General features: G+C 66.7%; 17 protein-coding genes. 9 read left to right on the top strand and 8 right to left on the bottom strand.

The features are described 5' to 3' along the window. Positions 1 to 26 precede the first annotated feature (26 nt). The 5 genes from M2352_RS17060 (at position 27) to M2352_RS17040 (ending at position 7,415) form a co-directional block, all read left to right on the top strand. A complete protein-coding gene (locus M2352_RS17060) occupies positions 27 to 1,724 on the top strand; it encodes a recombinase family protein (RefSeq protein ID WP_264665754.1) in 1,698 nt (565 codons plus the stop codon). Between the two features lie 190 nt (positions 1,725 to 1,914). Beyond that, positions 1,915 to 2,295 carry an Arm DNA-binding domain-containing protein gene (locus tag M2352_RS17055; protein WP_264665753.1) on the top strand — a complete coding sequence of 127 codons (381 nt, stop codon included), beginning with the start codon at positions 1,915 to 1,917 and terminating at the stop codon, positions 2,293 to 2,295. 23 nt (positions 2,296 to 2,318) lie between these two features. Further along, positions 2,319 to 3,395 (top strand): IS5 family transposase, encoded by a 1,077-nt coding sequence (locus M2352_RS17050; protein WP_264662801.1) that lies wholly within the window; start codon positions 2,319 to 2,321, stop codon positions 3,393 to 3,395. Between the two features lie 221 nt (positions 3,396 to 3,616). After that, a complete protein-coding gene (locus M2352_RS17045; protein WP_264665752.1) occupies positions 3,617 to 6,073 on the top strand; it encodes an HD domain-containing protein in 2,457 nt (818 codons plus the stop codon). A gap of 466 nt (positions 6,074 to 6,539) precedes the next feature. Further along, on the top strand, positions 6,540 to 7,415 hold the full coding sequence (locus M2352_RS17040) for a hypothetical protein (protein WP_264665751.1): 876 nt from the start codon (positions 6,540 to 6,542) through the stop codon (positions 7,413 to 7,415). 198 nt (positions 7,416 to 7,613) lie between these two features. On the opposite strand, the gene M2352_RS17035 is transcribed toward M2352_RS17040, so the two are convergent. The 6 genes from M2352_RS17035 to M2352_RS17010 form a co-directional block, all read right to left on the bottom strand. Then, positions 7,614 to 8,543, bottom strand: a complete 930-nt coding sequence (locus M2352_RS17035) for a DUF2493 domain-containing protein (protein WP_264665750.1) — start codon at positions 8,541 to 8,543, stop codon at positions 7,614 to 7,616. 300 nt (positions 8,544 to 8,843) lie between these two features. Then, entirely contained in the window at positions 8,844 to 9,869 is a 1,026-nt protein-coding gene (locus M2352_RS17030; protein WP_264665749.1) for a DUF7146 domain-containing protein, read from the bottom strand. A 12-nt stretch (positions 9,870 to 9,881) separates the two neighbouring features. Then, positions 9,882 to 14,264: a strawberry notch-like NTP hydrolase domain-containing protein gene (locus M2352_RS17025; RefSeq protein WP_264665748.1), complete on the bottom strand. Its 4,383-nt coding sequence runs from the start codon at positions 14,262 to 14,264 to the stop codon at positions 9,882 to 9,884. Between the two features lie 92 nt (positions 14,265 to 14,356). After that, the gene (locus M2352_RS17020; protein ID WP_264665747.1) at positions 14,357 to 14,587 is read right to left on the bottom strand and encodes a DUF6117 family protein; all 231 of its coding nucleotides are present in this window, start codon (positions 14,585 to 14,587) and stop codon (positions 14,357 to 14,359) included. 61 nt (positions 14,588 to 14,648) lie between these two features. Continuing rightward, positions 14,649 to 15,038, bottom strand: coding sequence for a hypothetical protein (locus M2352_RS17015; RefSeq protein WP_264665746.1), 390 nt, complete (start codon positions 15,036 to 15,038; stop codon positions 14,649 to 14,651). A gap of 61 nt (positions 15,039 to 15,099) precedes the next feature. Beyond that, positions 15,100 to 17,211 carry a ParB/RepB/Spo0J family partition protein gene (locus M2352_RS17010; protein WP_264665745.1) on the bottom strand — a complete coding sequence of 704 codons (2,112 nt, stop codon included), beginning with the start codon at positions 17,209 to 17,211 and terminating at the stop codon, positions 15,100 to 15,102. A gap of 212 nt (positions 17,212 to 17,423) precedes the next feature. Between M2352_RS17010 and M2352_RS17005 the strand changes: the two genes are divergently transcribed. Further along, positions 17,424 to 17,600 carry a hypothetical protein gene (locus tag M2352_RS17005; RefSeq protein WP_264665744.1) on the top strand — a complete coding sequence of 59 codons (177 nt, stop codon included), beginning with the start codon at positions 17,424 to 17,426 and terminating at the stop codon, positions 17,598 to 17,600. An 88-nt stretch (positions 17,601 to 17,688) separates the two neighbouring features. Here the strand turns inward: M2352_RS17005 and M2352_RS17000 are convergent, their stop codons facing one another. Beyond that, positions 17,689 to 18,633: an ArdC family protein gene (locus M2352_RS17000; RefSeq protein ID WP_264665743.1), complete on the bottom strand. Its 945-nt coding sequence runs from the start codon at positions 18,631 to 18,633 to the stop codon at positions 17,689 to 17,691. Positions 18,634 to 18,995: 362 nt separating this feature from the next. Between M2352_RS17000 and M2352_RS16995 the strand changes: the two genes are divergently transcribed. Both M2352_RS16995 and M2352_RS16990 read left to right on the top strand, forming a co-directional pair. After that, the gene (locus tag M2352_RS16995; RefSeq protein ID WP_264665742.1) at positions 18,996 to 19,823 is read left to right on the top strand and encodes a GIY-YIG nuclease family protein; all 828 of its coding nucleotides are present in this window, start codon (positions 18,996 to 18,998) and stop codon (positions 19,821 to 19,823) included. Further along, complete coding sequence (locus M2352_RS16990) at positions 19,823 to 20,026, top strand: hypothetical protein (RefSeq protein ID WP_264665741.1); 204 nt, start codon at positions 19,823 to 19,825, stop codon at positions 20,024 to 20,026. The genes M2352_RS16995 and M2352_RS16990 overlap by 1 nt, the downstream gene beginning before the upstream one ends. A gap of 632 nt (positions 20,027 to 20,658) precedes the next feature. On the opposite strand, the gene M2352_RS16985 is transcribed toward M2352_RS16990, so the two are convergent. Then, a complete protein-coding gene (locus tag M2352_RS16985) occupies positions 20,659 to 21,735 on the bottom strand; it encodes an IS5 family transposase (RefSeq protein ID WP_264662801.1) in 1,077 nt (358 codons plus the stop codon). Between the two features lie 164 nt (positions 21,736 to 21,899). Between M2352_RS16985 and M2352_RS16980 the strand changes: the two genes are divergently transcribed. Beyond that, the gene (locus M2352_RS16980) at positions 21,900 to 24,992 is read left to right on the top strand and encodes a CHAT domain-containing protein (RefSeq protein ID WP_264665740.1); all 3,093 of its coding nucleotides are present in this window, start codon (positions 21,900 to 21,902) and stop codon (positions 24,990 to 24,992) included. Positions 24,993 to 25,153: the final 161 nt, after the last annotated feature.

Here is a 25,153-nt window from a genome sequence, read left to right as displayed (position 1 = left end):
CACACGGAGCTTGAAAGGACTGACCGATGACCCGCGTTGCGCTTTATGCCCGATACTCTTCCGACAATCAGCGCGAAGCGTCGATCGAGGACCAACTACGTATCTGCCGCGAGCAGGCGAAGCGCGAGAAGTGGAAGATCGTCGGAACCTACAAGGATGCTGGCATCTCCGGCGCGAGCATGATCCTGCGCCCCGGCATTCAGGCCCTTCTTCAGGATGCGCAGGCTGGCCAGTTCGACATCGTTCTGGCAGAGGCACTGGATCGCATCAGTCGTGACCAGGCTGACGTCGCCACCTTCTACAAGCACCTCAAGTTCGCAGGCGTTCCGATTGTCACGCTGTCGGAGGGCGAGATCAGCGAGCTTCATGTCGGGCTCAAGGGCACGATGAATGCGCTGTTCCTGAAAGACCTTGCCGCCAAAACCCATCGCGGCATTCGCGGCCGCGTCGAGGACGGCAAATCGGGTGGCGGTCTGTGCTTTGGCTACAATGTCGTCAAGCAGCTCGATGCGCGCGGTGATCCCATTCGCGGCGACCGGGAAATCAACGAAGCCGAGGCGAATGTTGTCCGGCGCATCTTCCGCGAGTTCGCCGCCGGCGTCGGCCCCCGCACCATCGCCCGCACATTGAACGAGGAAGGTGTCCCGGGTCCGGCTGGCAAGCTCTGGAGCGACACCACGATCCGGGGCCATGTAAAGCGCGGCACGGGGCTGGTGAACAATGAACTTTATATCGGTCGTCTGATCTGGAACCGGCTTCGCTACATCAAAGATCCATCCACCGGAAAGCGCGTCTCACGCCTGAACCCGGAATCGGAATGGATCATCAAGGATGTGCCGGAGCTGCGCATTGTCGATGACGAACTCTGGCATTCAGTCCGTGTCCGACAGGGCGAGATCGCCGAGAAGTTTGCCAACGTCACCGAAGCCGTGCGCAAGCACCACAAAAAGAACCGCCTGAACGGCACACGTCGGCCGAAGTCCCTTCTGTCCGGTCTGGTGTTCTGTGGCTGCTGCGGAGGCCCCTACTCACTTCGCGGTGCAGATAGATTCGCCTGCTCGAACCACATCAGCAAGGGCGCGTGCTCAAACAGCCGCACGATCCCGCGTGAGGATCTGGAAGCCCGCGTGCTCTCCGGCCTGAAGGACCGCATGATGGCGCCTGAGATCGTTGAGGAGGCCATGCGCGCCTACGCGGAGGAGACCAACCGGCTGAACCGGGAACGCCGCTCCAGCGGCGATGCCTGGAAGGCGGAACTGGTAAAGATCGAGAAGCAGATCCGCGGCATCATCGAGGCGATCAAGGCTGGTATGTTCCATGAGAGCATGAAGGCAGAGATGGACACGCTGGAGGCCCGCAAGACCGAACTGACCACCCTGCTGGCCGATGCGCCAGAGGACACCCCGGACATTCTGCCGAGCGCCTCGGCGATCTATGCGAAGAAGGTTTCTGCGCTGACCAAGGCGCTCAATCGCAAGGAAGAGCGCCAGGAAGCGGCAGAGACTTTACGTGGGCTGATCGAGAAGATTTCGCTCACACCGGGGCCAGAACGAGGCGAGATTTACGCGACGCTTCACGGCGAACTGGGCACGATCCTCAACTGGACGGAGCGGCAAGCCATTGGAAAGGCTGTAAAAACAACAAAACCCGCAGCGGATGCTACGGGTTTGTCGTTATCAGTGGTTGCGGGGAGAGGATTTGAACCGACGACCTTCAGGTTATGAGTTCGTTTTCAGACCCCTGCGCGCACGTTTCCGGCAGCACCCCATGGCATCCAATCCCACCATAATACCTTGTTTCCATTGGAGTTTTATTGAAGCCAATCTACGCTACAGCTTCATCGGAAACGCTCTCAATTCTTCCCAGGTGATTCCGATTTGATTCCGGAGATGCCGGCGCTCGTGGGGGTACTCTATGGTCAAGATCACGAAACGGTCCGTCGATGCCGCCGTCCCCGGCGAGCAGGAATTCTTCCTCTGGGACGAGGAACTGAAGGGCTTCGGATTGCGCGTCTATCCTTCCGGCCGGAAGATGTATCTGGCCCAATTCCGGGCCGGCGGCCGTCTGCGCCGCGTCAACATTGGCCCCCATGGCGTCCTGACGCCTGACGTCGCCCGGACCGAGGCCATGAAGCACCTGTCCGATGTCCGGCGCGGCGGCGATCCAGCATCCGAACGCGACCGGCGCAAGGCATCCCCTACCATGAAGGAATTCGGCAAGCGCTTCATGGAGGACTATCAGGGCGCGGAAAAAGGCTATGCCCGGCTGGCCGGTCGTGATTCTCTCATTTCGTAGAGAATGAGGCCGGCGAGGGGGCGATGCGGGGTTCGGACGAACGCAGCGAGGGTCTGTTCAGCTACGTGAGCTGTGAGGCTCGGGTTCCGGCCAACCACCCGTTGCGGGCGATCCGGGCCATCGTGGATGAAGCGCTGGAGGTGATGTCGCCAGCCTTCGAGGGTCTGTACTCGAAGATCGGGCGGCCGTCGATCGCACCGGAGAAGCTGCTGCGGGCGCTGCTGCTCCAGGCCTTCTACTCGGTGCGCTCGGAACGCCAGTTGATGGAGCAGCTTGATTACAACCTGCTGTTCCGCTGGTTCGTCGGGCTGTCGATGGACGCCCCGGTGTGGGACGTGACGGTCTTCACCAAGAACCGTGAGCGTTTGCTGGCGGGGGATGTGGCGGCCACGTTCCTGGCCACCGTGCTGGATCAGCCGCGGGTCAAGGCGCTGCTGTCGGACGAGCACTTCTCGGTGGACGGCACGCTGATCGAGGCGTGGGCCAGCGTGAAGAGCTTCCGGCCCAAAGATGGCAGCGGTGAGCCGCCGGGGCCGGGCCGCAACGGCGAGCGCGACTTTCACGGTGAGAAACGGTCCAACGAAACGCATGCCTCCACAACCGATCCCGAGGCGCGTCTCTACCGCAAGGGCAACGGGCAGCCGGCGAAGCTGGCCTTCATGGGCCACGCGCTGATGGAGAACCGCCATGCTCTGGTGGTGGATGTCCGGCTGACGGCGGCTACGGGCTTGGCCGAACGCGAGGCGGCGGTGTCGATGGTCGAGGCCATCTCCGGCTGCCACCGCATCACGCTGGGCGCCGACAAGGCTTACGACACCAAGGATTTCGTGGCGAACATGCGCCGCCTGGGCGCCACCCCGCACGTTGCCCAGAACACCAGCAACCGCCGCTCAGCCATTGATGGCCGGACCACCCGTCACCCCGGCTATGCCGTGTCCTTGCGCATCCGCAAGCGGATCGAGGAGGTCTTCGGCTGGATCAAGGGGGCGGGGCTGCGCAAGACCCGTCACCGCGGCACCGCCCGCGTCGGTTGGATGTTCACGCTGACTGCCGCCGCCTATAACCTGATCCGTCTGCCCAAGCTGCTGACAACGGCATAATCATCCCGGAGTCCGCCTGAATGGCGGCTCCAGGAGCCTGAGGGCGCGGAAAAAGGCGCCATCCAGACCAAAACAGGCCCCGAAAACACCATTTCCAAGCTTCAGCGGAGACAATGCCACCGCATCGGTCCGTTTTTCCGCGCCCTGTTAGAACTCAGTATCTCTCGATTCGAGAGCGCGCGGCACAACTTGTTTCGCGGATTGCCGTCGACCTACCCGGAATGACGGTTCATGATATCAGCCATCTGGATGCCCTGTGGGACACCGCATCTTCGGTTGCCGAGGGAGCCGTCAACGTCAATCCGGCAGAAGCGTTTGTTCTCGGCGCGAGCATCCTTCTGCACGATGCCGCAATGAGTCTGGCTGCTTATCCTGGTGGCCTAACAGAAGTGAGGACGACGATGGCGTGGAAGGATGCCGTCGCACGCCTCGCCTTGGCGTCGGAGGAAAGCGGAAACGAAAAGTTCGATGTTGAGGACCCACCGGCCGAAATTATACAACGCATCGTACCGGACGTCCTTCGTCGCCTACATGCAGAGCGTGCTGAGGAACTCGCTGAGCAGGCATGGCGCACGGCAGACGGATCGCAGGTTTATCTGGTCGAAGATTCAGAACTTCGCCGATTCTATGGACCGACAATCGGTCAGATTGCTCACAGCCATTGGTGGTCCATACACAAACTTGAGCAAGAATTCTCGGGCGATCTTGGAGCGCTTGCGAACCGGACGCTCAATCGGATTGACCGGATTAAACTCGCCTGCCTTCTGCGCGTTGCCGACGCCCTACACCTTGACAGCCGTCGCGCTCCAAGATTCCTTCGCGCGATTACCAATCCTAGTGGGATTTCGGCACTTCATTGGGCATTTCAGGAGCGTTTAGCTAGGCCGCATATCGAGCTCGACGCAATGGTATTCACCACGGGACAGCCCTTCGGAAAAGAGGATGCGGAGGCTTGGTGGCTTGCATATGACACGCTGAATGCTGTCGACCGCGAACTTCGGGATGTTGATTTGCTCCTACAGGGACGGAACCGCGAAGTTCTGAAGGCAAGACGGATCAAAGGAGCAGGGTCACCAGAAATTCTTGCCCGCTCCGTTCAAACTCGAGGTTGGCGTCCAGTCGATGCTCGACTCCAAGTCTCGGATGTTCCACGGATTGTGGAGAACCTCGGCGGGTCCAAGCTCTACGGAAATGATCCAACAGTTGCACTACGTGAGCTCATCCAAAATGCTGCCGATGCTGTCCAAGCCAGACGAAGATACCAGAAGCGTGCCGCTGACTGGGGTCTGATTACGATAGGCCTAGTTCCAGAAGGTGACGAAGTTTGGTTGGTCGTTGAGGACAACGGCATCGGCATGTCCGAGTACGTGCTTACAGGGCCGCTTCTCGATTTTGGAACGTCTTTTTGGCGGTCTCCACAAGCGATGGAAGAATTTCCAGGTCTGATGGCCTCCGGAATGCATGCCATCGGGCGATTTGGTATCGGCTTCTTCTCAATTTTCATGCTGGGACCGATTGTCCGTGTGTATTCGCGACGTTGTGACAGAGGGCAGGATACAGGAAATCTCCTAGAATTTCGTGACGGGACAAGTTCACGTCCTATCCTTTCTCCTGCACCTGGGGCACCTGTTCCCATTGATGGTGGCACGCGCATAGAGGTGTTACTGAAGAACCACCCACACCGAGCGGGGGGCCTTCTCCACGTCAACTCTTACACTAAGGAAGCGCTCTCATTGGCAAAGCTGGTTGGCGCTGTGGCTCCCAACCTTGATATCGCAACCGAGATTATCGTCCAGGAAGGAACAGAAACGGTAGCTCGGCCAGGCGACTGGCTGAAAATCAGCGACTTAGACTTGGTTCGGCGCCTCAACCCAACGGGAGGCCGCACTGATGGTGACGCGACAAAGTCGGATCGAGCGCTCATGAAGACCATCAGTGGCATTGACGGTCAGGTTTTTGGGCGTGCCTACATTTCGCCATCCCGGTATTCGTTCTCAGCAGATGGGGGGTGGATAACCATTTCGGGGCTTCGCGCAGGGAGGCTCCATAATGTCGAAGGCATCTTGTTGGGGGAGGCAACAACAGCTGCCCGGGATATAGCGCAACCGCTTGCTACAAAAGAGGCACTTTCACGCTGGGCATCGGAGCAGGCCAGCTTAATTGCTGCATCTGTGAAGGATGAGGAACGTCAGGCGCGTGCCGCGGAAGTGGTGCTTGAATGCGGCGGTGACATTGGAGACCTTAAGTTCATAAAGTGGGGAGCAGATTGGCTCTCAACGGACGAATTCAGCGAAAAACTCGGATCAGTGAGAGAAATTACTATCAGCTTCGACGGCGAGTTCGATTATGATGAAGATCAGGATAGCGTTCATCCAAAGGAATTTCGGGATGATTTCCGCACTTCCGAGGATATATCTGTTGTACTCAAGCACGATGGCGCAATCTCGAGATGCAACAACAGCAGTTGGCCACGGTCTATTACGGGTCTACCAAAATGGAGCGATTCTAATGTCGCCGAATATACGAGAAACCTTATCCGGCAGGCGTGGAGAGAACATATCGAGGAAAATGAGGAAGAGCGCGTTGTCGGTAAGGTGGGCTACTCAGACATCATCCGTAGGGTGAATGTGTTTCAGAATACCCACGAAACCGAAAATAATGACTTTGAGATATTTTGATCTTATGTGCGCAATCGAAGCGAAGATCTCCTCTCAGAACCACACCAAAATGCTCGCCGTCCACATACCGATGAATGTCTAGAGATGGTACATAGCCGCTGATCCGCCTATCCAGGATAACGGATTTACGGAAAAGTTGGTGATCCGCCGCTCGGCCTCCCTTAGTGCTACCGCCGTGCAGCAGCACCATGTCCGGGTGCTTGGCACGCACCTCGTCGGGCTTCTCAAAGGGGGCGCCACATCGTGAAAGTGACCAATGGCCTGATTGATCGCGTGATCGACCGGCCATGGTTGCAGGATGGTGTTGAACCGCGTCGAGAAGTCCGTCATCCTGCGTACGGCTGATCCGGCCATGCCGTCCACATTGGCGCAGCCCGAGGGCAGGAGTGCGATCACGACCCGGACCTTTCCAGGTGCGCGCGGGCCTAGTGGACACGCCTCTTCAAGCACCGCCGGAGTGGTTCACATGCGACTCTTTTTCTCCAATCTCGACCGGCCCAAGGCGGCCGCGAAACTGCTCGCACGCCACGCACACCATGTGAAACTGTCAGCCGCACAGGAGGCGGTCGCAGGCGCAATCGGCTACCGCGATTGGCACGATATGATCTCGTCCACGCTGGCCAGCCTGATGCCCGCCGCGCGGATAAATCTCGAGCAGGCCAAGTGTATCATCCTCTCGGTCGCAGACAGGCTGGCGGCCGATCATGGCGACGTGCAGTATGCGCTGTCCAAGTCTCGCCTGCTGAGCGATTTGACACTCGACGACGCCCTCAGGCTCCGCACGATGATTTGGCGTGATCGGCTCTTCGGTCCGCCCGGGCGCGGCAAGGCTGGCACCATCGTCCGGGTGAAGGCGCCCGGCTCGAACAGAACCGCCTATCTGAAATCGATGGGACGCCCCACCCATCTCTTCTACGATACGGGCTACGGCATATGCGCTGATTTCGAGGTCGTGACCCCGAGGGTGCCGCTGGAGGATTTCGCGCCGAGCCGCCTATGGTTGCCTTATGGCTACTGGACGCTCAAGGATGGTTCCACCGTGACCTTCGCCCGGGACTACAAGCCGTTGTGGCACGTCACCGATGATGGGGTCACGCGCCTGGATCCATGGCTTTGGATCCGCGGGATCGAAAAAGAGACCCATTTCCCGACGCTGGCCGGTACGATCGCTTGGTCACACGGTCCCGCCCGGACGCTGGCGCTCGATCATCTTGCGCGGAACCGGTTGTTCGAATTGCCACGGCTGCTCGACGCAATGCCTCATCTGTTCGCTCCCGACATCGACTCGATTTCTGGGGCCGTAGCGCGCATGCAGGAGCGCGCGGAGCAGCTGGCAGCCTAACAACGCCGCGCTTCGGCCTCTGTCGGCGGAGCGGCCTTGAGGAGGCTCAGCGCAACGCCGACGGGGGCTTGGGCGAACCGGGTACCGAGACCCGGCTTTTCAACACCATCGGCGCGTTGCCGCCGATCCGGCTGTCCAGGACAACGGATTTACGGAAGGCCGGCGATCCGCCGAAGCGGATCGCCGGAACGGCGGCGCTCAGGCGCCGTCGCCAAAGCGCCAGACCGGGATGCCGAGGCGCCGGGCCTTGTCGGCGAGGTTGGCGGCGATGCCCGAGCCGGGGAAGGCGACGATGCCGATCGGCAGCGCCTCCAGCAGCCGGTCGTTGCGCTTGAATGGGGCGGCCTTGGCGTGGCGGGCCCAGTCGGGGCGAAACAGCACCTGCGTCACCTTGCGGTGCTCGGCCCAGCAGGCGGCGATGCGCTCGGCCCCCTTCGGGCTGCCGCCGTGCAGCAGCACCATGTCGGGGTGCTTGGTGCGCACCTTGTCGAGCACCGCCCAGATGCGGTGGTGGTCGTTGCACTCCACCCCGCCGGTGAAGGCGATGCGGGGGCCGGCCGGCAGGAGCGGCTCGGTCTCGGCCCGCCGCTTGGCGGCTAGGAAGTCGCGGCTGTCGATCAGCGATGCCGTCAGGGTGCGGTGGCTGACCAGCGAGCCGGCCCGGGGCCGCCAGCCGGAGCCGGTGTGGACCTCGAACAGCTCGGCGGCGTGGTCGCGGAAGGCCTCCATGGCGGTGCGGCGCTCGATCAGCGTCAGCCCCTCGGCCAGCAGCCGTTCCAGCTCCACCGAGCGGATCTCCGAGCCGTCCTGCTCGCGCTGGCTGCGCTTCTGGGCGTCCTCGTTGTCGTCGAGCTCGCGCTGCACGCGGTCGGTGGCGCGGTGGAACAGGTTGACGGCGGACCACAGCAGGTCGGCCAGGTCAGGCTCAAGGCGGGTGTCCGTCAGGGTGGAGACCAGGGCGTCGAAGACGTCGGCCAGGGCGGCGCGGATGGCGGTCTCGTCGGGCAGTGGGCGGGGATCGGGATCGTCCTGGAAGGGCCGGTGGCCGTAGAGCTGGAGTTCGGTCAGGGCGTGGTCGGTGGGGGAGGAGGCGTGGCGGAGTTCGGCGGCGTCGGCGTCGGTGACCATGGCGGCTGCCCTTCGGCTGGAGGATCGGCCGCGCCCATCGCGGCCTTTGTGGCGATCCCCAGCGGCGGGCGGGGCGGGTCCGCACCCTCTTGGGGCCGCAGCGCCAGCGGAGGACGGCGGGGGGCGGCTTTCTTGTCCCGCGAGGAAGGCCGGCTCAGCCGGCCGGGGAAGAAAGGTGCTCCCCGCCGTTGCGGAGCCAGCCCGGCTGCCGCCCGATCGCCCGCTGAAAGGCCGTGGCCGCGGCCTCCCGCCGGCCGGACCGGCATCCGCCCGCTCCGACCGGCGCCCGTCCGCCGAGGCTCAGGCTCCCCATGATCGATCAGGGCCGGCCCAGAAGCGCGCCACATCCTCCGGGGCGAGCTGGGCCCGCAGGTGCGCCCGCAGTGCCATCACGCCGTGCGCCAGCAGGTCGTCGTTGAGGTCGCCCAGCACCGGTGCCAGGACCAGCGCCTCGATGCCGAGGGCCTCGGCGCGGCTCCCCAGCCGGCTCACCGCCCGGCGTCCGGCGGCGTCGTTGTCGCGGGCGACGTAGAGGCGGCGCAGCGTCGGCGGCAGGCGCAGGGCGGCGAGGTGCCCGGCCGAGAGCGCGGCGACCATGGGCAAGGCCGGCAGGACGGTGCGCAGCGCCAGCACGGTCTCGACGCCCTCCCCCGCCGCCAGGACGTCGCGGGCCATGCCGAAGCGGACGCCATTGCCGAGCAGGTGGCCCAGCGCCCGGCGCGGCGACGGCATCGACGCCTTGCCGTCGCCGGACGGGTCGAGCCAGGTGCGCTGCACGCCGGTGAGGCGGCCGTCCAGACCGGTGACCGCGGCGATCAGCGCTGGCCCCCGGGCGAGCCGGTCATCGGCGTCGCGATACCAGCAGTGCGGCAGGAAGCGCAGGGAACCGTATTTCCGGACATCCGGAATGCCGCGGTTGCGCAGGTACGCTTCGGCCAGCGTGCCGGCAAGCGGCCGGGAGCGGGCGAACAGGCGGCGGGCGGCTTCCGGCGAGCCGATGGGAGTTGGAAGCTCCCACCGCGGCTCCGGCGACGCCCGCGGCGAACCAAGGAAGACACGCGCCTCGTCGAGCACGTCGGCCAGCCGGCCGAGACCGCGGTTGAGCCCGATGAGGTCGAGCAGGTCGCCGTGTTCGCCGGCGGCGGGATCGGCCCATCGGCCCGCGGCGGTCCCGTGCAGCCGGACGTAGAGGCTCTCCCCCGGCGTGCCGCGGACGTCACCGACCCGCCAGTAGCGCCCTTCCCGCCGTCCGTGCGGCAGGTAATGGCGGCACACCGCCTCGGCCTCCCGCGCGAGGCGCTGCGCCATCTCCGACGCAACGGACATGGCGCCGGCCCCTCACGGCCCCGTCCGGTCGACAACACGGAGCAGCGGGTGGCGGGCCAGCAGGGCGGCGAACACCGCCGGCCCGCGCTCGCCCACCGGCACGAACAGCCGCAGCGTCCAGGCGATGATCTCGGACATCAGCCCCAGCGCCTTCAGCCGCTCCACCATCCCCTCGCTGAAGCCCGACAGCTCGATCCGGTGGGCACCCATCACCGTGACCCGGCGCAGCCGCAGCCCGTCGGCCAGATGCAACGCCGCCCGCCCCTCCACCACCAAGGCCCACGCCTGCTCCGCCGACGGCACCGGCACGGCACCGGCGCCGAAGTTGCGTTCCACCTCGGCCAGGGCGTCCGGCGCCACCACCCGGCCAATGATCCGTTCGCCGTCGTCGGTCTGCAGCCGCACCACCCGCAGGTTCGTGTCCGGCAGACGCCGCCACACCGGCAGCAGCAGCCCGGTCACCAGGTGCAGGGTGCTGGTGGTGAACTCCGGCACCGCGGCGATCTCCTTCTCCCAGACGGCAGCGAAGGCCTCCGGCTCGGCCGGGCGCCAGTGGCTCTGCGCCAGTTCGGCCAGCGTCACCGTCAGGCGTTCCAGCGGCCGCAGCAGCCGCACCCGGCGCTCCACCGTGCCGTCGTCCAGCATCAGCCCGGCGGCGGGCACCGCCACCGCCGCCCGGCCGGAGTGGGCGTTGACCAGCAGCCGCGCCTGCGGCCCCGCCCCTTTCTCCAGCGCCTCCTCCAGGCCCAGCGGCTGGTTGCGGTCGCGCCGGGCGAGCGTGAACAGCCGGGTCTCCGCTCCGGTCGCCGGGTGGGTGTAGAGGGTGCGCCGGTTCGTCACCGTGAAGCTGTCGGCCACCAGCGTCTCGACGCCGCGGTCGTAGGTGCCCGAGGCGATGGCGCCTTCGATCTTCGCGGCGAGCAGCTGCTCGAACACGGTGAACAACGTGTTCTGCAAGCCGATGGTCAGGGCCAGCAGCCGGTTGAGGAAGGTGGTGATCGGCGGCAACTCCTCGCGCAGGCCGCCGTCGCGGTCACACAGCGCCAGCCCGGTCGCCGCCTCGAAGTCCCCTAGCGAACAGCCTTCGACCTTGCCGGCGTGCAGCAGGCCGTAGAGCTGGCGCAGGGCGGCGCGGGCGTAGACGGATTCCAGGTTGTCGTCGGCGCGGAACAGCCCCTGCCCGCCGGTCTGGCGCTGGCCGCGGGTGATGGCGCCCAGCGTGTCGAGCCGGCGGGCGATGGTCGACAGGAAGCGCTTCTCCGCCCGCACGTCGGTGGAGACCGGGCGGAACAGCGGCGGCTGGGCTTGGTTGGTGCGGTTGGAACGGCCCAGCCCCTGGATGGCGGCGTCGGCCTTCCACCCCGCCTCCAGCAGGTAGTGCACCCGCAGCCGCCGGTTCTTCGCCCCGAGATCGGCGTGATAGCTGCGGCCGGTGCCGCCAGCGTCGGAGAAGACGAGGATGCGCTTCTCGTCGTCGAGGAAGGCACGGGTCTCGGCGAGGTTGGCCGAACCGGGGCGGCTCTCCACCGCCAGCCGCTCGTCCCCGCCGGGATCGGTCTTGCGCACGATGCGCCGGCTCCGGCCGGTGACCTCGGCGACCATGCCGGCGCCGAAGCGCTGGACGATCTGGTCGAGCGCTCCCGGCACCGGTTCCAGCGCCGCCAGCCGCTCGATCATGCGGTCGCGCCGCTCCACCGCCTCGCGGCACGGCACCGGCTGGCCGTCCCGCCACACCGGGCGCGACGACAGGGTCCCGTCGGCGTCGGTGAAGGGTTCGTGCAGCTGGGTCGGGAAGGAGTGGGCAAGGTACTCGAGGACGAGCTCGCGCGGCGTGACGTCAATCGACAAATCATCCCACTCCTCCGTCGGAATGTCGGACAGACGGCGTTCCATCAAGGCTTCGCCGGTGGAGACGAGCTGCACCACCACGGCATGGCCGGCGGCAAGGTCACGCTCAATGGACCTGAGCACGGTCGGCGCCTTCATCGCCGAGATCAGATGGTTGAAAAATCTCTGCTTGGCACCCTCGAAGACCGAGCGGGCGGCGGCCTTGGCGGCGCGGTTCAGGGTGCCGCCGGCCCCGGTGACGTTGGCGGCGTCCAGCGCCGCGGTCAGGTTGGCATGGATGACCTGAAAAGCAGCGGCGTAGGCGTCGTAGATGGCAACCTGCCCCGGCGTCAGCCGGTGCTCGACCATCTCGTAGCGGACCCCCTCGAAGGACAGCGAGCGGGCGGCGTAGAGGCCGAGCGCCTTGAGGTCGCGGGCCAGCACCTCCATGGCGGCGACCCCGCCGGCCTCGATGGCCTGGACGAACTCGGCGCGGCTGGCGAAGGGGAAGTCCGCCCCGCCCCACAGGCCGAGGCGCTGGGCGTAGGCGAGGTTGTGCACGGTGGTGGCGCCGGTGGCGGAGACGTAGAGAACGCGGGCGTCCGGCAGGGCGTGCTGGAGGCGCAGGCCGGCCCGGCCCTGCTGCGAGGGGGTGACGGGACCGCCGTCGCGGCCGAAGCCAGCGGTGCCGCCGGCGTTGCGCAAGGCGTGGGACTCGTCGAAGACGATCACCCCCTCGAAGTCCCGGCCGAGCCAGTCGACGATCTGCTGGACACGCGGCACGGCGCCCTCGCCGCCCTCGCCGCGCAGGGTGGCGTAGGTCGTGAAGAGGATGCCGCGCTCCAGGGTGATCGGCACGCCGGGGCGGAAGCGCGACAGCGGGGTGACCAGCAGGGGCTCCTGGCCGAGGGCGGACCAGTCGCGCCGGGCGTCCTCGATCAGGGTGTCGGACTTGGAGATCCACAGCGCGCGCTGGCGTCCCTTCAGCCAGTTGTCGAGCAGGATGCCGGCGACCTGCCGGCCCTTGCCGGCGCCGGTGCCGTCGCCGAGGAACCAGCCCCGGCGGAAGCGCACCGCGTCCTCGGCATCGTCCGGGGCGGCCGAGGCGACGTCGAAGGTCTCGTCCACGGTCCAATTGCCGGCGAGGTGGCCGGTGTGCGCCTCACCGGCGAGGATGACGCTTTCCAGCTGGGCGTCGGAGAGGATGCCGCCGGTGACCAGGGTGGCGGGCAGGTGCGGGCGGTAGCGGGGCTTGGGCGGGGCGACCGCGGCCATGGCGGCGGACTGGACCAGCGGCGTCGGGTGCGGCTGGGCGCCGGGGATCATGATGGACTGGAGCGTATAAGGCTCGTAGAGCGCGGCGGTGAGGCGGGCCCCCGCCTCCGGCGCCCAGTCGCGCGGCTCGTAGGCCAGTTCGACGGCCGCCGGGTCGGAAACCGGCGTGCACACCGTCGGCATCGGGACCACCGACACGGCGGTCGCCCGGCGCACGGGCCGTACCACCGTGGGGCGGGCCAACACCGGCAACGGAGCCGCTGCCGAGGCGGGAACGGAAGCACGCGGCGGCACGCCGCGCCGGACCCAGTCCAGCAACGTGACGGCGTCGGGGGCCATGCCCGGCGAGGCCGGGAAGGCGGTTGGGTCCTCCGCCGGCACGCGGTCGATGACGGTCAGCCGGGTGTCCACCGTGGTGCCGTGGCGGGCGTAGACCGTCCCGTCGATGGCGGCGGAGAAGACGACGCGGCCCCGCTCCTGCAGGCGCACGAAGGCATCGCGCCACGCCGGATGGTCCGGCGCCAGCCCGGCGCCGGTGATGGCAACGAGGCGTCCGCCCTCCGCCAGCCGGGCCAGGGCCGAGGCGAGGTGGCGGAGGGCGGCGTCGGCCACCCGGCCGTCCACCGCCGCCAGCGCCGAGAAGGGCGGGTTCATCAGCACCACCGTCGGCCGGACCGCTGGATCGAGATGGTCGTGGATGTTGGCCGCGTCGAAGCGGGCCACCGGGACGCCGGGAAACAGACGCTCCAGCAGGCTGGCACGGGCGTCCACCAACTCGTTGAGGACAAGGTTCGCGTCGGCCAATTCGGCGAAGACGGCGAGCAGGCCGGTGCCTGCGGAGGGTTCCAGCACCCGGTCGGCCGGGGTGAGCGTGGCGGTGGCGGCCACCACACCAGCCAGCGGCAGCGGGGTGGAGAACTGCTGCCGGGCCTGGCTCTCCTCGGAGCGGCGGGTCTGGCTGGGCAGCAGCGCCACCAGCCGCTCCAGCATGGCCAGGAACGCCGCCGGGCTGGCGGCGCGGGCCTGCATGGCTGGGCCGAAGCGGCGCAGGAACAGCACCTGCGCCGCCTCGCCGGCGTCGTAGGCCAGCTTCCAGCTCCAGGCGCCCTCGGCGTCGGAGCCGCCGAACGCCGCGGTCATCGCGGCGCGCAGCGTGCCGGCGTCGATGGCCCGGCCGCGTTCGAGGCCGGGCAGCAGCCGCTCCGCGGCGGCGAGCAGGGCCGCCGCAGTGTCCACCGAGGGCGGAGGACAGGGGGCGACGGCATCGGTTCGGAGATCGGCGGTCAGGGTCATGGCGGAGGATCCGGGAGAGCGGGGAGACCAGCGGCCGGCGGACGCTCTCTCGATCCGCTCCGGCTCACCCCGCCCCCCGCTCCCCTCGCCCTCTACCCGCCGCCGGGATCGAACGGCGGGTGGTAAAGCTCATAGGGGTTCCCATCGGCCAGATGCCCGAAGGGGGTGAGCACCACCTCGCCACCGCGTTGCGCGACGGCGCAAAGAATAAAGCGGGTCTCGCCGGTGCGGGCGTCGGTGCCCTTCACCAGCGCCAGATCGCCGACGGCCGCGGCGCGCAGCAGCGTCTCGAAATTCGCCTTCACGAAGTCGGGAATCGGCATGGTGGTTCTCCCAGAAGACAGGAGCCCGGCACGGCGGCCGGGCTCGACAGTGGGGCTCGGATCAGGGGGCACCGCCGAGGCGGCGTTCCGCCGCGCGGATGGCGGCCAGCGCCGCCCGGAACCGCGCGGTGCCACGCTCCTCGCCGAGGTTGGTGTTCGAAGCCACGGCCCGGCAGGCGGCGTGGATGTCGGCGCCGCCGACCATCTCCGGACTCAGCCGGGTCAGCGTGCCGTCGGCCTCGATCACGGTGCAGATCTCCTCCCGGACCTCCTGCTCGGTCAGGCGGAGCAGGACGTGCTCCCGCGGGACATCCGGGTCGAGGAGAACGGCTCCCTGGCCAGCCGGAATCACGATGACGACGGCCTCGGCGGTGATCACGAGGACCGGGACATCGTCGGCGAGAGCGGCGGCCGGCAGACGCACGACCATGGTGATGAAGGGCTCGGTCATGATGAACCTCCAGCAACGGGGACGGAGGCGGAGCGGCCGGAGCCGCTCCGCGGCGTGCGCGTCACGCGGCGACCGCTTCGCTGCGGTCCGTGTCGTCCGGGATCTCCCCGTCACCGGTCAGGAAGGCCGGCAGGGAGGCGCCGCCCTCCGCTTCGCCCTCGGCGCCGGCATTGCCGCCGGCCGCCGGCTCCAGCGGCCGGCGCAGCGGCTCGGGCAGCCAGCCGCTGCCGGCCAGCAGCCGCTCGGCCTCCTTGGCCATGTCCGGCTTGCGCAGGTGGTCGATCAGCTGCGCCGCCTCCGGACCACGTGCCTCGCGCACCGCCTCCAGGATGCGCGCCTTCGGCACCCGGCCGAGGTAGCTGTCCACCGTCGCCGTCCAGCCGGCCGCCGCCATGTCGAGGCCGACCGCCCCGGCCAGCAGATCGGCGTGGGCGGCGCGCTGCGGCGCCCGGTTCCACGGCTCGTGCACCGCGTTGACGCCGAAGGAGACGCAGTGGGCGAACAGGGCCGCCCGGCTGTCGCCGTCGAACCCCACCAGCGTCTCCCACAGGGCGGCCGGTTCGCTCGGCAGCTGGGCGCTCCAGGCGCGCTGGCGGGCGTCGATCGCCCGGGCCGCGGCGCTGGCGGCGAGGTCGGGCGGCTGCACCCCGAAGCCGGCGCTCTTCAGGTCCAGCTCCAGGCACGACGCGCCGGGGCGCTGGGTGAAGGTGCGCAGGCACAGCGCGTGCAGCGCCGCCAGGAAGGCGGTGTCGGGGTCGTTGGCCAGCGCGTCGCGCAGGGCGAGCGTACGGTGCACGCTCAGCTCCATCAGCAGCCGCTCCGGCAGCGGCCGCAGCCCCTCGTCCTCCTCCGCGGTGGCCGCCCCCGTGACCGGCACCGGGGCCGACACGCTGGCACCGCCGGCGATGGCGGCCGGCTGAGCGGCCACCGCCCCACTCCCGCCACCGACCGGGACGGCGGACGCCTCCTCGCCGCCGGCCGGAACCACCGGCTCGACTGGCGCCTCGTCCTCCGGCCGCACGTAGCCGCGATCCACCTGGAGCCCGCCCTCGACATCGACGCTGACGAACACCCCGGCCCGCGCCACCTCGGCGGTCTCGTAGACCAGCGGCCGCTCCTCCAGCCCCCGCAGCTCCACGTCGATCTCGGCGAGGCGCCGCGCCACCCGATCCAACTCCTCCGCTTCCGCCGGCTCGCTCGCCTCCAGCCGCTCGTACTCGGCGTGCAGCGCGTCGTAGGTCGCCTGCTCCGCCTCGCTCAGCGGCACCGGCTCGCCGGCCAAGCGACGCAACCCACGGCTGTGCCCGTAGGGGAAGGCCAGCGCCACTTCCATCCACTTCCAGCCCTCGGCGCGGACGGTGGCCGCCTCGGCCTCCAGCTTCTCCGCCACCAGCCGGTCGAGCAGCGCCGGGTCCTGCAGCCAGCCGCCGTCGTCGTGCTGGAACAGGTCGCGCATCACCGCCCCGCCGGCCGCCTCGTAGGCCTCCACGCCGACGAACAGCGCCCGCTTGTCCGACGCCCGCACCGCCCCCTCGGTAAGCAGCCGGCGGATCTGGTAGGGCTCGCGGCTGTAGGCGCGCGACAGTGCCTCCCACACCTGCTCCTGGCGGGCGTGGTCGCCGCTGACGGTGAAGGCCATCAACTGCTCCAACGTCATGCGGTCCTCGGCGTAGGCGTCGAGCAGCGCCGGCGCGACGGTGGCGAGCTTGAGGCGCTGCTTCACCACGCCGGGGGTGACGAAGAAGCGGGCGGCGATCTCCTCCTCGCCCAGCCCCGCCTCGCGCAGGGTCTGGAAGGCGCGGAACTGGTCGAGCGGGTGCAGCGGGGCGCGCTGGACGTTCTCGGCCAGCGAGTCCTCCTCGGCGAGGCCGGCGGTGCGCACGACGCAGGGCACCGGCTGGGTCCGGCTCATGCGCTTCTGCTTGACCAGCAGTTCCAGCGCCCGGAAGCGGCGGCCGCCGACCGGCACCTCGAAGACACCGGTCTCGGCCCCCTCGGCGTCGAGCACCGGGCGGACGGCGAGGCTGTGCAGCAGGGTGCGCCGGGCGATGTCCTCGGCGAGTTCCTCGATGGAGACGCCGGCCTTGACCTTGCGGACGTTGGCCTGTGACAGCACCAGCTTGTTGAAGGGGATGTCGCGCGAGGTGTTGAGAACGATCTTGGGCGTGGCCATGTCGAACTTCTCCGCGACGGACGGCCGGGAGCCTCTCTCCCAACCTCCTCATCCGTCATCCCGATGTCCGCCCTCCTCTCCCTCTTCGGTGCCGAGCGTGGCCTCGCAACTGGTTGGTGCTCCCCGTCCTGCCCGAACGGCCGCTTGCCCGGGAGCCCCGCCATGCGCATCATCCCGGCCAGGTTCGGCGGAGCCGTCCGGGGAGGGTTGTGGTGTTCGTGGTGGACGAAGCGATGGCCGCGGCGGTGCGCCGGGCCTTCGACGAGCGGGGCGAATGGCCGGCGGTGGCTCAACTGCGGCGCCACGTGTGCATCGACGACAACGCCGAGGCCCTGCTGGCGGTGCGGACCATCGCCTCGTGGCGCCGTTCCCCGGCCCCATCAAAGTGACCGTCCGCCTGAACGCATGGTCCCCGTCATCACGGCGCTATGCTGTACGCCGGTTCCGGCGCAAGGCACCGCGGGAGGAGCGCGGCCATCACATGGCTGCCTGCTCGTCATCGGCCATGGCGGCTTCGGGCGTAAAGCCGAGGAGATAGTCGGCCGCCTTGCTGGCTTGGCTGGCGGCGCGGACGATTGCATGATTGTCCCCACGCAGCACCTCAACCCACGCACCGACATAATCGGCGTGGCGGACAGTGGGGACGATGCCGAGCGCCGCGCAGAGATAGGCGGCTGAAATTTCGGCAACCAGCTCCTCGAAGGCGTACTTGCGGGAGCCGAAGGCCCCGGAACGGTCACGGTTCAACCGCGATGCGTGGCCGGTGCTGTGCCCCAGTTCGTGCAGCGCAGTGCGATGCCAGTTGACGGGCTCGAAGAAGGCCTGCGGAGGCGGCACCTGCACATAATCGTGCTGGGGGCTGTAGAAGGCGCGGGTGCCGCCGATGCGGACATCGACGCCGCTGGCCTGGATCAGCGCCTCGGCCCGCGGCAGGATCAGCCCCTCCGGGATCGCCGGCGGCACCACGGCGATGCCGTCGGGCAGGTCCTCGCATTGGGTGCAATTGAAGACCGTGAAGCGCTTCAGGAAGGGGATCGCCTGGGGTTCTTCCCCGGCATCCCGCGCGCGCCGGCGTTCGTCGCCGGGAACGAAGCGGTCGGCGTAGACGACGGTGGTGCCGCGCTCGCCCTTGCGGACGTGGCCGCCCAGTGCCAGGGCCTGACGGAAGGTGAGCCAGCTCTGGCCGGAGAAGCCGCGGGCGACGACGGCGCCCCACAGGATGAGCACATTCACACCGGTGTAGGCGCGGCCGGTGGCGGCGTTGCGGGGCAGGCCGAGCGGGGCGGCGGCGGCCGGGGTTCCCCAGGGCTGCACCCAGGGCAGCCGGCCGGCTTCCAGCTCGGCGATGATCCGGGCGGTGATCTCGGCGTAGAGGCTGGTCCGGTCGGCGCCGGAGCGGGCGGTTCGCGCGGTATCAGGCATGGCGTGTCTCCGCGACGGGCCGGCCGGAAGCCTGTCCCCCAGCCCCGAAACCCGTCGCGAACACCGTCAAGCCCTCTTCCTCTTTCTCCGGGCGCCTGCCCCCAGCCGCCAGACGAAACGGCCCGGCGCTGACACCAGGTCGTTGACGGTGTGGAGCGGAAGGGCCTGCAGCCACCGTCGACGGGATCGACTCCACGGTGAAGGGGTTGGACCCGGTCCATCCGGAGGACCGGCCGAATGCAGCCCCTGGCTGGTGAAGCCAAAAACGAAGGAGGTCATCGCGAACGCGGTATTCCCCGATCGAGAGGGAAACCGGCGGCTTCCCGTTGACGCCTCACGCCAGCCGCGCTGAAGTGACGGTGATGATGTCCAGGCAGGCTTCCCAGTTCCACTGCACGGCGGAAACGCTCCCTCCTGTCGCCGGCGCCTACGTTCTGCTCGTCAGGCTGACGGAGGCGGTGGACGTCACCCTGCCCGGCCGGACCAAGGCCATACTGCCGCCGGGGCGGTACCTGTACTGCGGCAGCGCCCACGGCCCGGGTGGACTGCGTGCCCGCGTCGGCCGCCACATGCGCCGGGACAAGAGCATCCGCTGGCACATCGACCGCCTGACCGCGGCGGGCACCGTGACCGGCTGCTGGATTTTTCCCGCCGGCGACGAATGCGCGCTGGTCGCACGCCTCGCCACCCTGTCGGTTCCGGTCCCGGGATTCGGCAGCAGCGACTGCACCGTTTGCCGAAGCCATCTTCTGGCATGGCCCGGTGGCGTCGCGCTTCCCTTCGATGTGGCGGACGTTTCCCCGGCCACCGCTGGACCGGACATCGTCCGGGTGCTATCGGTCGCGGCCATGACCGACACCGTGGACTTCACCCCCGCCGAACGCGACCTGATCCGTCGTGAGTTCATGAGCCGCTGGTCGGAACCGCCGCGGCTGGCGGACGGCATCCTTCTGAAGCGGTGGGCGACCGGCCCGCAAAAAGGCGAACCGAAACTCACGGCCATCGTGCAGAGCCTGCTGGAGCGCGGGTTGGTGACGATCGCCGAAACGGATCGGGGGTTTCCCCACGCGCATTTCACCCCATCAGGCTACGCTGCGTTGCAGGCCATGGCCGCCAGCCAACGGCATCTCCCGCCGGAGCGCTATGGTCATCTCATCGACGAGCTCGCGCGCCGGCCGGAGGACCGCTGATGTTCGGGCGTCCGGCAAATGCCGCGGTCGGCGACCAGTTCACCAAGGTCGGCCAGCCGTCACGGGTGTTCATCGTCATGGCTCTGGACGACCGTCCCGGTCGACCGCCGCACGCGTTCGTGTCCGCAGCGCCGAATGGTGGGGACCGACGGCTGATCGCGGTCTCCGCACTCACCGATCCGGCCCTGTTCAGACGATTGTGAAAGGGATGAGCACCGCGCTGTTTACACCGTAAGTGATGTAGCCAACCAAGGCACCTGGGCAGCCGACACTCGCTGGATAAGCACAGCTTGCACCGAATCGTCTTCCCCACGCCGAAGGCTTGGGCGGCTGCTCCGAATGAGATGCTCCGGTATCATCCCAATTGGAAGTGAGTTCGGCCGTCCAACGACGCCCTCTAGCATCCAGACCGACAAAATAGGATGGCGAATTTTGCCTAACACTCACTACGTGCCTTCACTCGATGATTGCGCGGACCAGAGCGCATATGCGGCGAGCTTGGCGGTCACACAGCTTCAGGCGGGTGGCGGCGGATCGGTCATCAAGGCCATTCACAAGATTGGCTATGCGCTTGCCGTGGGAGCCTCTGACTCGCAGGCATCAAAAATCGCCTGCACCACCGGACTCCGCCTATTGAGCTGGCCACATCTCCCGGAGCGGTTGGATGCAGAAGCCGGTCGAGCCCTAGCAGGGCGCGGAAAAACGGACCGATGCGGTGGCATTGTCTCCGCTGAAGCTTGGAAATGGTGTTTTCGGGGCCTGTTTTGGTCTGGATGGCGCCTTTTTCCGCGCCCTCAGGCTCCTGGAGCCGCCATTCAGGCGGACTCCGGGATGATTATGCCGTTGTCAGCAGCTTGGGCAGACGGATCAGGTTATAGGCGGCGGCAGTCAGCGTGAACATCCAACCGACGCGGGCGGTGCCGCGGTGACGGGTCTTGCGCAGCCCCGCCCCCTTGATCCAGCCGAAGACCTCCTCGATCCGCTTGCGGATGCGCAAGGACACGGCATAGCCGGGGTGACGGGTGGTCCGGCCATCAATGGCTGAGCGGCGGTTGCTGGTGTTCTGGGCAACGTGCGGGGTGGCGCCCAGGCGGCGCATGTTCGCCACGAAATCCTTGGTGTCGTAAGCCTTGTCGGCGCCCAGCGTGATGCGGTGGCAGCCGGAGATGGCCTCGACCATCGACACCGCCGCCTCGCGTTCGGCCAAGCCCGTAGCCGCCGTCAGCCGGACATCCACCACCAGAGCATGGCGGTTCTCCATCAGCGCGTGGCCCATGAAGGCCAGCTTCGCCGGCTGCCCGTTGCCCTTGCGGTAGAGACGCGCCTCGGGATCGGTTGTGGAGGCATGCGTTTCGTTGGACCGTTTCTCACCGTGAAAGTCGCGCTCGCCGTTGCGGCCCGGCCCCGGCGGCTCACCGCTGCCATCTTTGGGCCGGAAGCTCTTCACGCTGGCCCACGCCTCGATCAGCGTGCCGTCCACCGAGAAGTGCTCGTCCGACAGCAGCGCCTTGACCCGCGGCTGATCCAGCACGGTGGCCAGGAACGTGGCCGCCACATCCCCCGCCAGCAAACGCTCACGGTTCTTGGTGAAGACCGTCACGTCCCACACCGGGGCGTCCATCGACAGCCCGACGAACCAGCGGAACAGCAGGTTGTAATCAAGCTGCTCCATCAACTGGCGTTCCGAGCGCACCGAGTAGAAGGCCTGGAGCAGCAGCGCCCGCAGCAGCTTCTCCGGTGCGATCGACGGCCGCCCGATCTTCGAGTACAGACCCTCGAAGGCTGGCGACATCACCTCCAGCGCTTCATCCACGATGGCCCGGATCGCCCGCAACGGGTGGTTGGCCGGAACCCGAGCCTCACAGCTCACGTAGCTGAACAGACCCTCGCTGCGTTCGTCCGAACCCCGCATCGCCCCCTCGCCGGCCTCATTCTCTACGAAATGAGAGAATCACGACCGGCCAGCCGGGCATAGCCTTTTTCCGCGCCCTGTTAGGCGATTTACTCCAGGCGATCCCCCGAGCCGGCGGCCTCTACCAACAGTTGGCGTTGCAGACCCATCTGTGTCGAGGCGACTTGGCGATCCTGCTCGGAGAGGCTTATCCCGAATGGGACACGGTCGCTATCGAAAGCCTGAGAGCTGCGGTCGATCTGTCCGCGTCGTTCGACACCGGCGCCTACGCCCGCAACAGGCTTGCTTACATTCTTCTGCGTCAGCATAACTCCTCCAAGCTTGACCAACGAGAAGCGCGTGGTTTGGCCAGTTCGGTTCTGGATCATCCAGGAACGCAAACTGGGGACCGGGCCTACGCTCATGCGTTGATGGCGTTCGCAGACGTGCCGGCCGGCCCCGCCGCCTGGACGGCGGTCGAGCACCATCTACAGGCCGTCGTCACTGCAGTGCCTACACCAGACGGCCGACTAGCTGAGCCAATCGCCGAACTTCTGCTGCTGGTATCCTCCCACGTCGTGGGCCACATGGCGGGTCCACGCGGTTCTCTATCCTTAGCGTTGGGCCGGGCAATCGAGTGGTGCGCGGCCGTGTTCACCATCGTGGGACCTGTACGGAAAGCTATTACCGCCCAGCTCCAGGTAACCTTCCACTTGGCTCGGACGAGGGAAATATCGTTTGAAGAGGCGCAGCGGCGCCGAAAGGCAGCCATGCTGACCTTGTCTGAAGACCCCGACGCTGACATGCGGGTCCTGATCGCCGCCCAGAATTTAAAGCTGGCGCTCGCTTATAGTACCGCCGATGCTCTGGAGGACGAAGCCGAGATCCTGGAGGAGGCCCTCCGCGGGACCGAACTCAGCAACCACGTGCTCGGGCACGGTCAGGCGGTGCTTGGAGCCCGCCTCGTCGCCACCGGGAAAAGCGATGCAGTTAGCAGAGGCTGTGCCCTCATCGACAGCGGCGTAGCATTGTTCATGAGCGAAGACCGAGACGAGGCAGCGACGGCACTTCTCGTCCAGCTGGCTGGGACCCTGGTCCGCAGTGAGAAAGGGGACCGTTTCGCCAATGCCCTTGCAGGTCGAAACTTTCTTCTTCAAGCCCAGGCCATCGTAGAGCGATCCGGTACTGACATCGACGTTGATCCTGTGAGGATATCGCTGTCGACCTGCGTCCGCATCATTGCGGACCTCGGAGATGAAGAGCCGGCGCACATGTTCATCAGTGACGTGATTGAAGCCGGAAGAATTCGTGGAGAAGCCAAGTCGGCAGAAGTTCGAGCAGGTCTTGAGCATAATGTGGCCAACCTGATCACAACGCTGGACGGGCAGAGCCCGAACGCTTTGAGGCTTGCACGCGACCTCCTGAAGCAGTCCCTGGCCTGCCGGGAGGAGATGCACCACCATGCAGCTCTTGGAACCGCACTGGATCTGGCCCAGGCCTATTATCGGCTAGCCCTGCTGGAAAATGGGAAAGGCAGCGCCTCCCTCGAGGCAGCTAAGGGGATGTGCTCCCGTCTGGAGGGACGGCTCGACTCAAGCGCGCCCCCCTTGCTGCACATCGCCGTCGCCGTCCTCCGCAGCCAGTTGATGATCGAGGATGATCCTGATACAGGGACGCTGCGCAGCGCAGCCGAAGTCCTCCAGATAGCCGAAGACACCTGCGGGTCCACAGAGCTTTTGGTCGACTTGGCCAAGCTGTCGCAGTTAAAGGGGAACATCCTGCGACGCTGCAAGGATCTACCAAGAGCAGCGGCGGCGTACCGCGATGCCGTCGTCCGGCTTGACCGCGCCGCCCGGGAACAGGTCACCGGTGCCGCTCTGAGGGAGATGCTCGGCCTACGGTCGACGGTCTGCAGTTCCTGGTCGGAATGCCTTGCAGAAATGGGGCAGCTGTTCCTGGCGATCCTGGTCGATGATGAAGCGCGGGCCGCTCTTACCGCCTATCACCTTGCCAGCGGAACGAAGAACGACCGGCGCCGCCAACTCAGGTTTCTCAGCCAAGGAATTGATGTCACGGGCTTGGCTGGGGTTTCTGGAGAAGGTCCGGACCTTCGCTTGTCATTCGACGCGCAGGCCGATGAGGGGAGCGTCATCCAGATGCTAGCGCGATCGCTACCGCCGGTCGCCCAGGTCTTGACAATCTCATTCAATCAGTATGGCCATGCCTGGGTCCTATTCAACCGGTGCGGCGATGGGAACGACTCCATAGGAGCGGTCCCGGTACCAATCCTCACCCGCACATACGTTTCGAAGTGGGCCGAGATCCCCTACGACGGTTCAAGCTGGCGGCAGCGCCTTGACCACGGTAGCGGCGGGATAGTGGCCGGCACTGAAGCATTGCTACGGGAGGTCGGTCACCGCCTGATGGAGAGTGTTTCGGGTCTGCTCCGCACAGCAAGGATCTCCCCCGACTCCCCTGTCTACTTGGTCCATGACGGTGCCATTGCGCACCTCCCGCTGAAGGCCGCCGAACTTCCGGACGGGCGACGGACGATCGACCATATGAATATCTGCCTGTCGCCGCGTCTTCGACCGCTGCCACGGCCGGCCACTTCGTCGCCTATCCGGCCAGCCCTGGTCGTGGCAACCGCGCTCAATCTGCCCGTTGCCACCGCCGAAGCCTCGGCGGTGGCAAGATTGTACGGGCCCGAAGCCAAACTTCTCCTCGGCCCTGATGCCACCAAGGATGCGATTCTTTCCCACATGCATGGCAGCAACGTTGTCCACTTCGCCGGTCACGGAGCGCGTCAGGCGATCCAAGCATGGGACGGTCCGCTTAGCTTTGAGCAGATCGCGGCCGATGTGGATCTTTCGGCTACTGGGGTCGTGGTGATGGTCGCCTGTCACAGCGCTCGGGCGGAGAGTGGCCCTGCCAGCGCAGAGCAACTCGGCCTTGCCACTGCTGCCCTGATCGCGGGTGCCCGAGGGGTTGTTGGGTCGATCTGGGCCTGCCAGGATGTGGCTTCCGGTCTGTTCAGCTACCGCCTCCATACGCTGATTTCTCAAGGCATTGAGGCCGACAGAGCAGTTCACGCGGCCCAGCTCTGGCTGCGAAACCTGCCCCGACAGCAGGCCCGCGAAATATTGCAGAATGATCTATATCTTCTCCACACCTCTAGATTCCTGACGGAACTCGGTTCGGACAAGCCTTTCGAGCATCCGGAGGCCTGGGCACCATTTATATACTTTGGCTTCCCTTTTGAGCACCCGCAAAAGTAGGCTGTTATACGAGTCATCAAAGACAACTGTTCCAGCTCACCTCCTGATATGTTCAAGCCAAAAGATTTTGCGTTGACTGCTCGTCGCACGCTACGCTGGTAGCAGCGGGCGTATCGCCCTCTGCGATGCGAGCGACGCGTGTCGCTCGTCTTCGCTGGCCC

It is taken from the genome of Azospirillum fermentarium (assembly GCF_025961205.1).
Classification (GTDB): Bacteria; Pseudomonadota; Alphaproteobacteria; order Azospirillales; family Azospirillaceae; genus Azospirillum; species Azospirillum fermentarium.
Note: the sequence above shows the minus strand (reverse complement) of the source record. Positions and strands in the feature narration are given on the sequence as shown.

Coding starts and splice junctions, on each gene's coding strand:
- M2352_RS17060 (WP_264665754.1), top strand. CDS start 27: ATGACCCGCGTTGCGCTTTATGCCCGATACTCTTCCGACAATCAGCGC.
- M2352_RS17055 (WP_264665753.1), top strand. CDS start 1,915: ATGGTCAAGATCACGAAACGGTCCGTCGATGCCGCCGTCCCCGGCGAG.
- M2352_RS17050 (WP_264662801.1), top strand. CDS start 2,319: ATGCGGGGTTCGGACGAACGCAGCGAGGGTCTGTTCAGCTACGTGAGC.
- M2352_RS17045 (WP_264665752.1), top strand. CDS start 3,617: ATGACGGTTCATGATATCAGCCATCTGGATGCCCTGTGGGACACCGCA.
- M2352_RS17040 (WP_264665751.1), top strand. CDS start 6,540: ATGCGACTCTTTTTCTCCAATCTCGACCGGCCCAAGGCGGCCGCGAAA.
- M2352_RS17035 (WP_264665750.1), bottom strand. CDS start 8,543: ATGGTCACCGACGCCGACGCCGCCGAACTCCGCCACGCCTCCTCCCCC.
- M2352_RS17030 (WP_264665749.1), bottom strand. CDS start 9,869: ATGTCCGTTGCGTCGGAGATGGCGCAGCGCCTCGCGCGGGAGGCCGAG.
- M2352_RS17025 (WP_264665748.1), bottom strand. CDS start 14,264: ATGACCCTGACCGCCGATCTCCGAACCGATGCCGTCGCCCCCTGTCCT.
- M2352_RS17020 (WP_264665747.1), bottom strand. CDS start 14,587: ATGCCGATTCCCGACTTCGTGAAGGCGAATTTCGAGACGCTGCTGCGC.
- M2352_RS17015 (WP_264665746.1), bottom strand. CDS start 15,038: ATGACCGAGCCCTTCATCACCATGGTCGTGCGTCTGCCGGCCGCCGCT.
- M2352_RS17010 (WP_264665745.1), bottom strand. CDS start 17,211: ATGGCCACGCCCAAGATCGTTCTCAACACCTCGCGCGACATCCCCTTC.
- M2352_RS17000 (WP_264665743.1), bottom strand. CDS start 18,633: ATGCCTGATACCGCGCGAACCGCCCGCTCCGGCGCCGACCGGACCAGC.
- M2352_RS16995 (WP_264665742.1), top strand. CDS start 18,996: ATGATGTCCAGGCAGGCTTCCCAGTTCCACTGCACGGCGGAAACGCTC.
- M2352_RS16990 (WP_264665741.1), top strand. CDS start 19,823: ATGTTCGGGCGTCCGGCAAATGCCGCGGTCGGCGACCAGTTCACCAAG.
- M2352_RS16985 (WP_264662801.1), bottom strand. CDS start 21,735: ATGCGGGGTTCGGACGAACGCAGCGAGGGTCTGTTCAGCTACGTGAGC.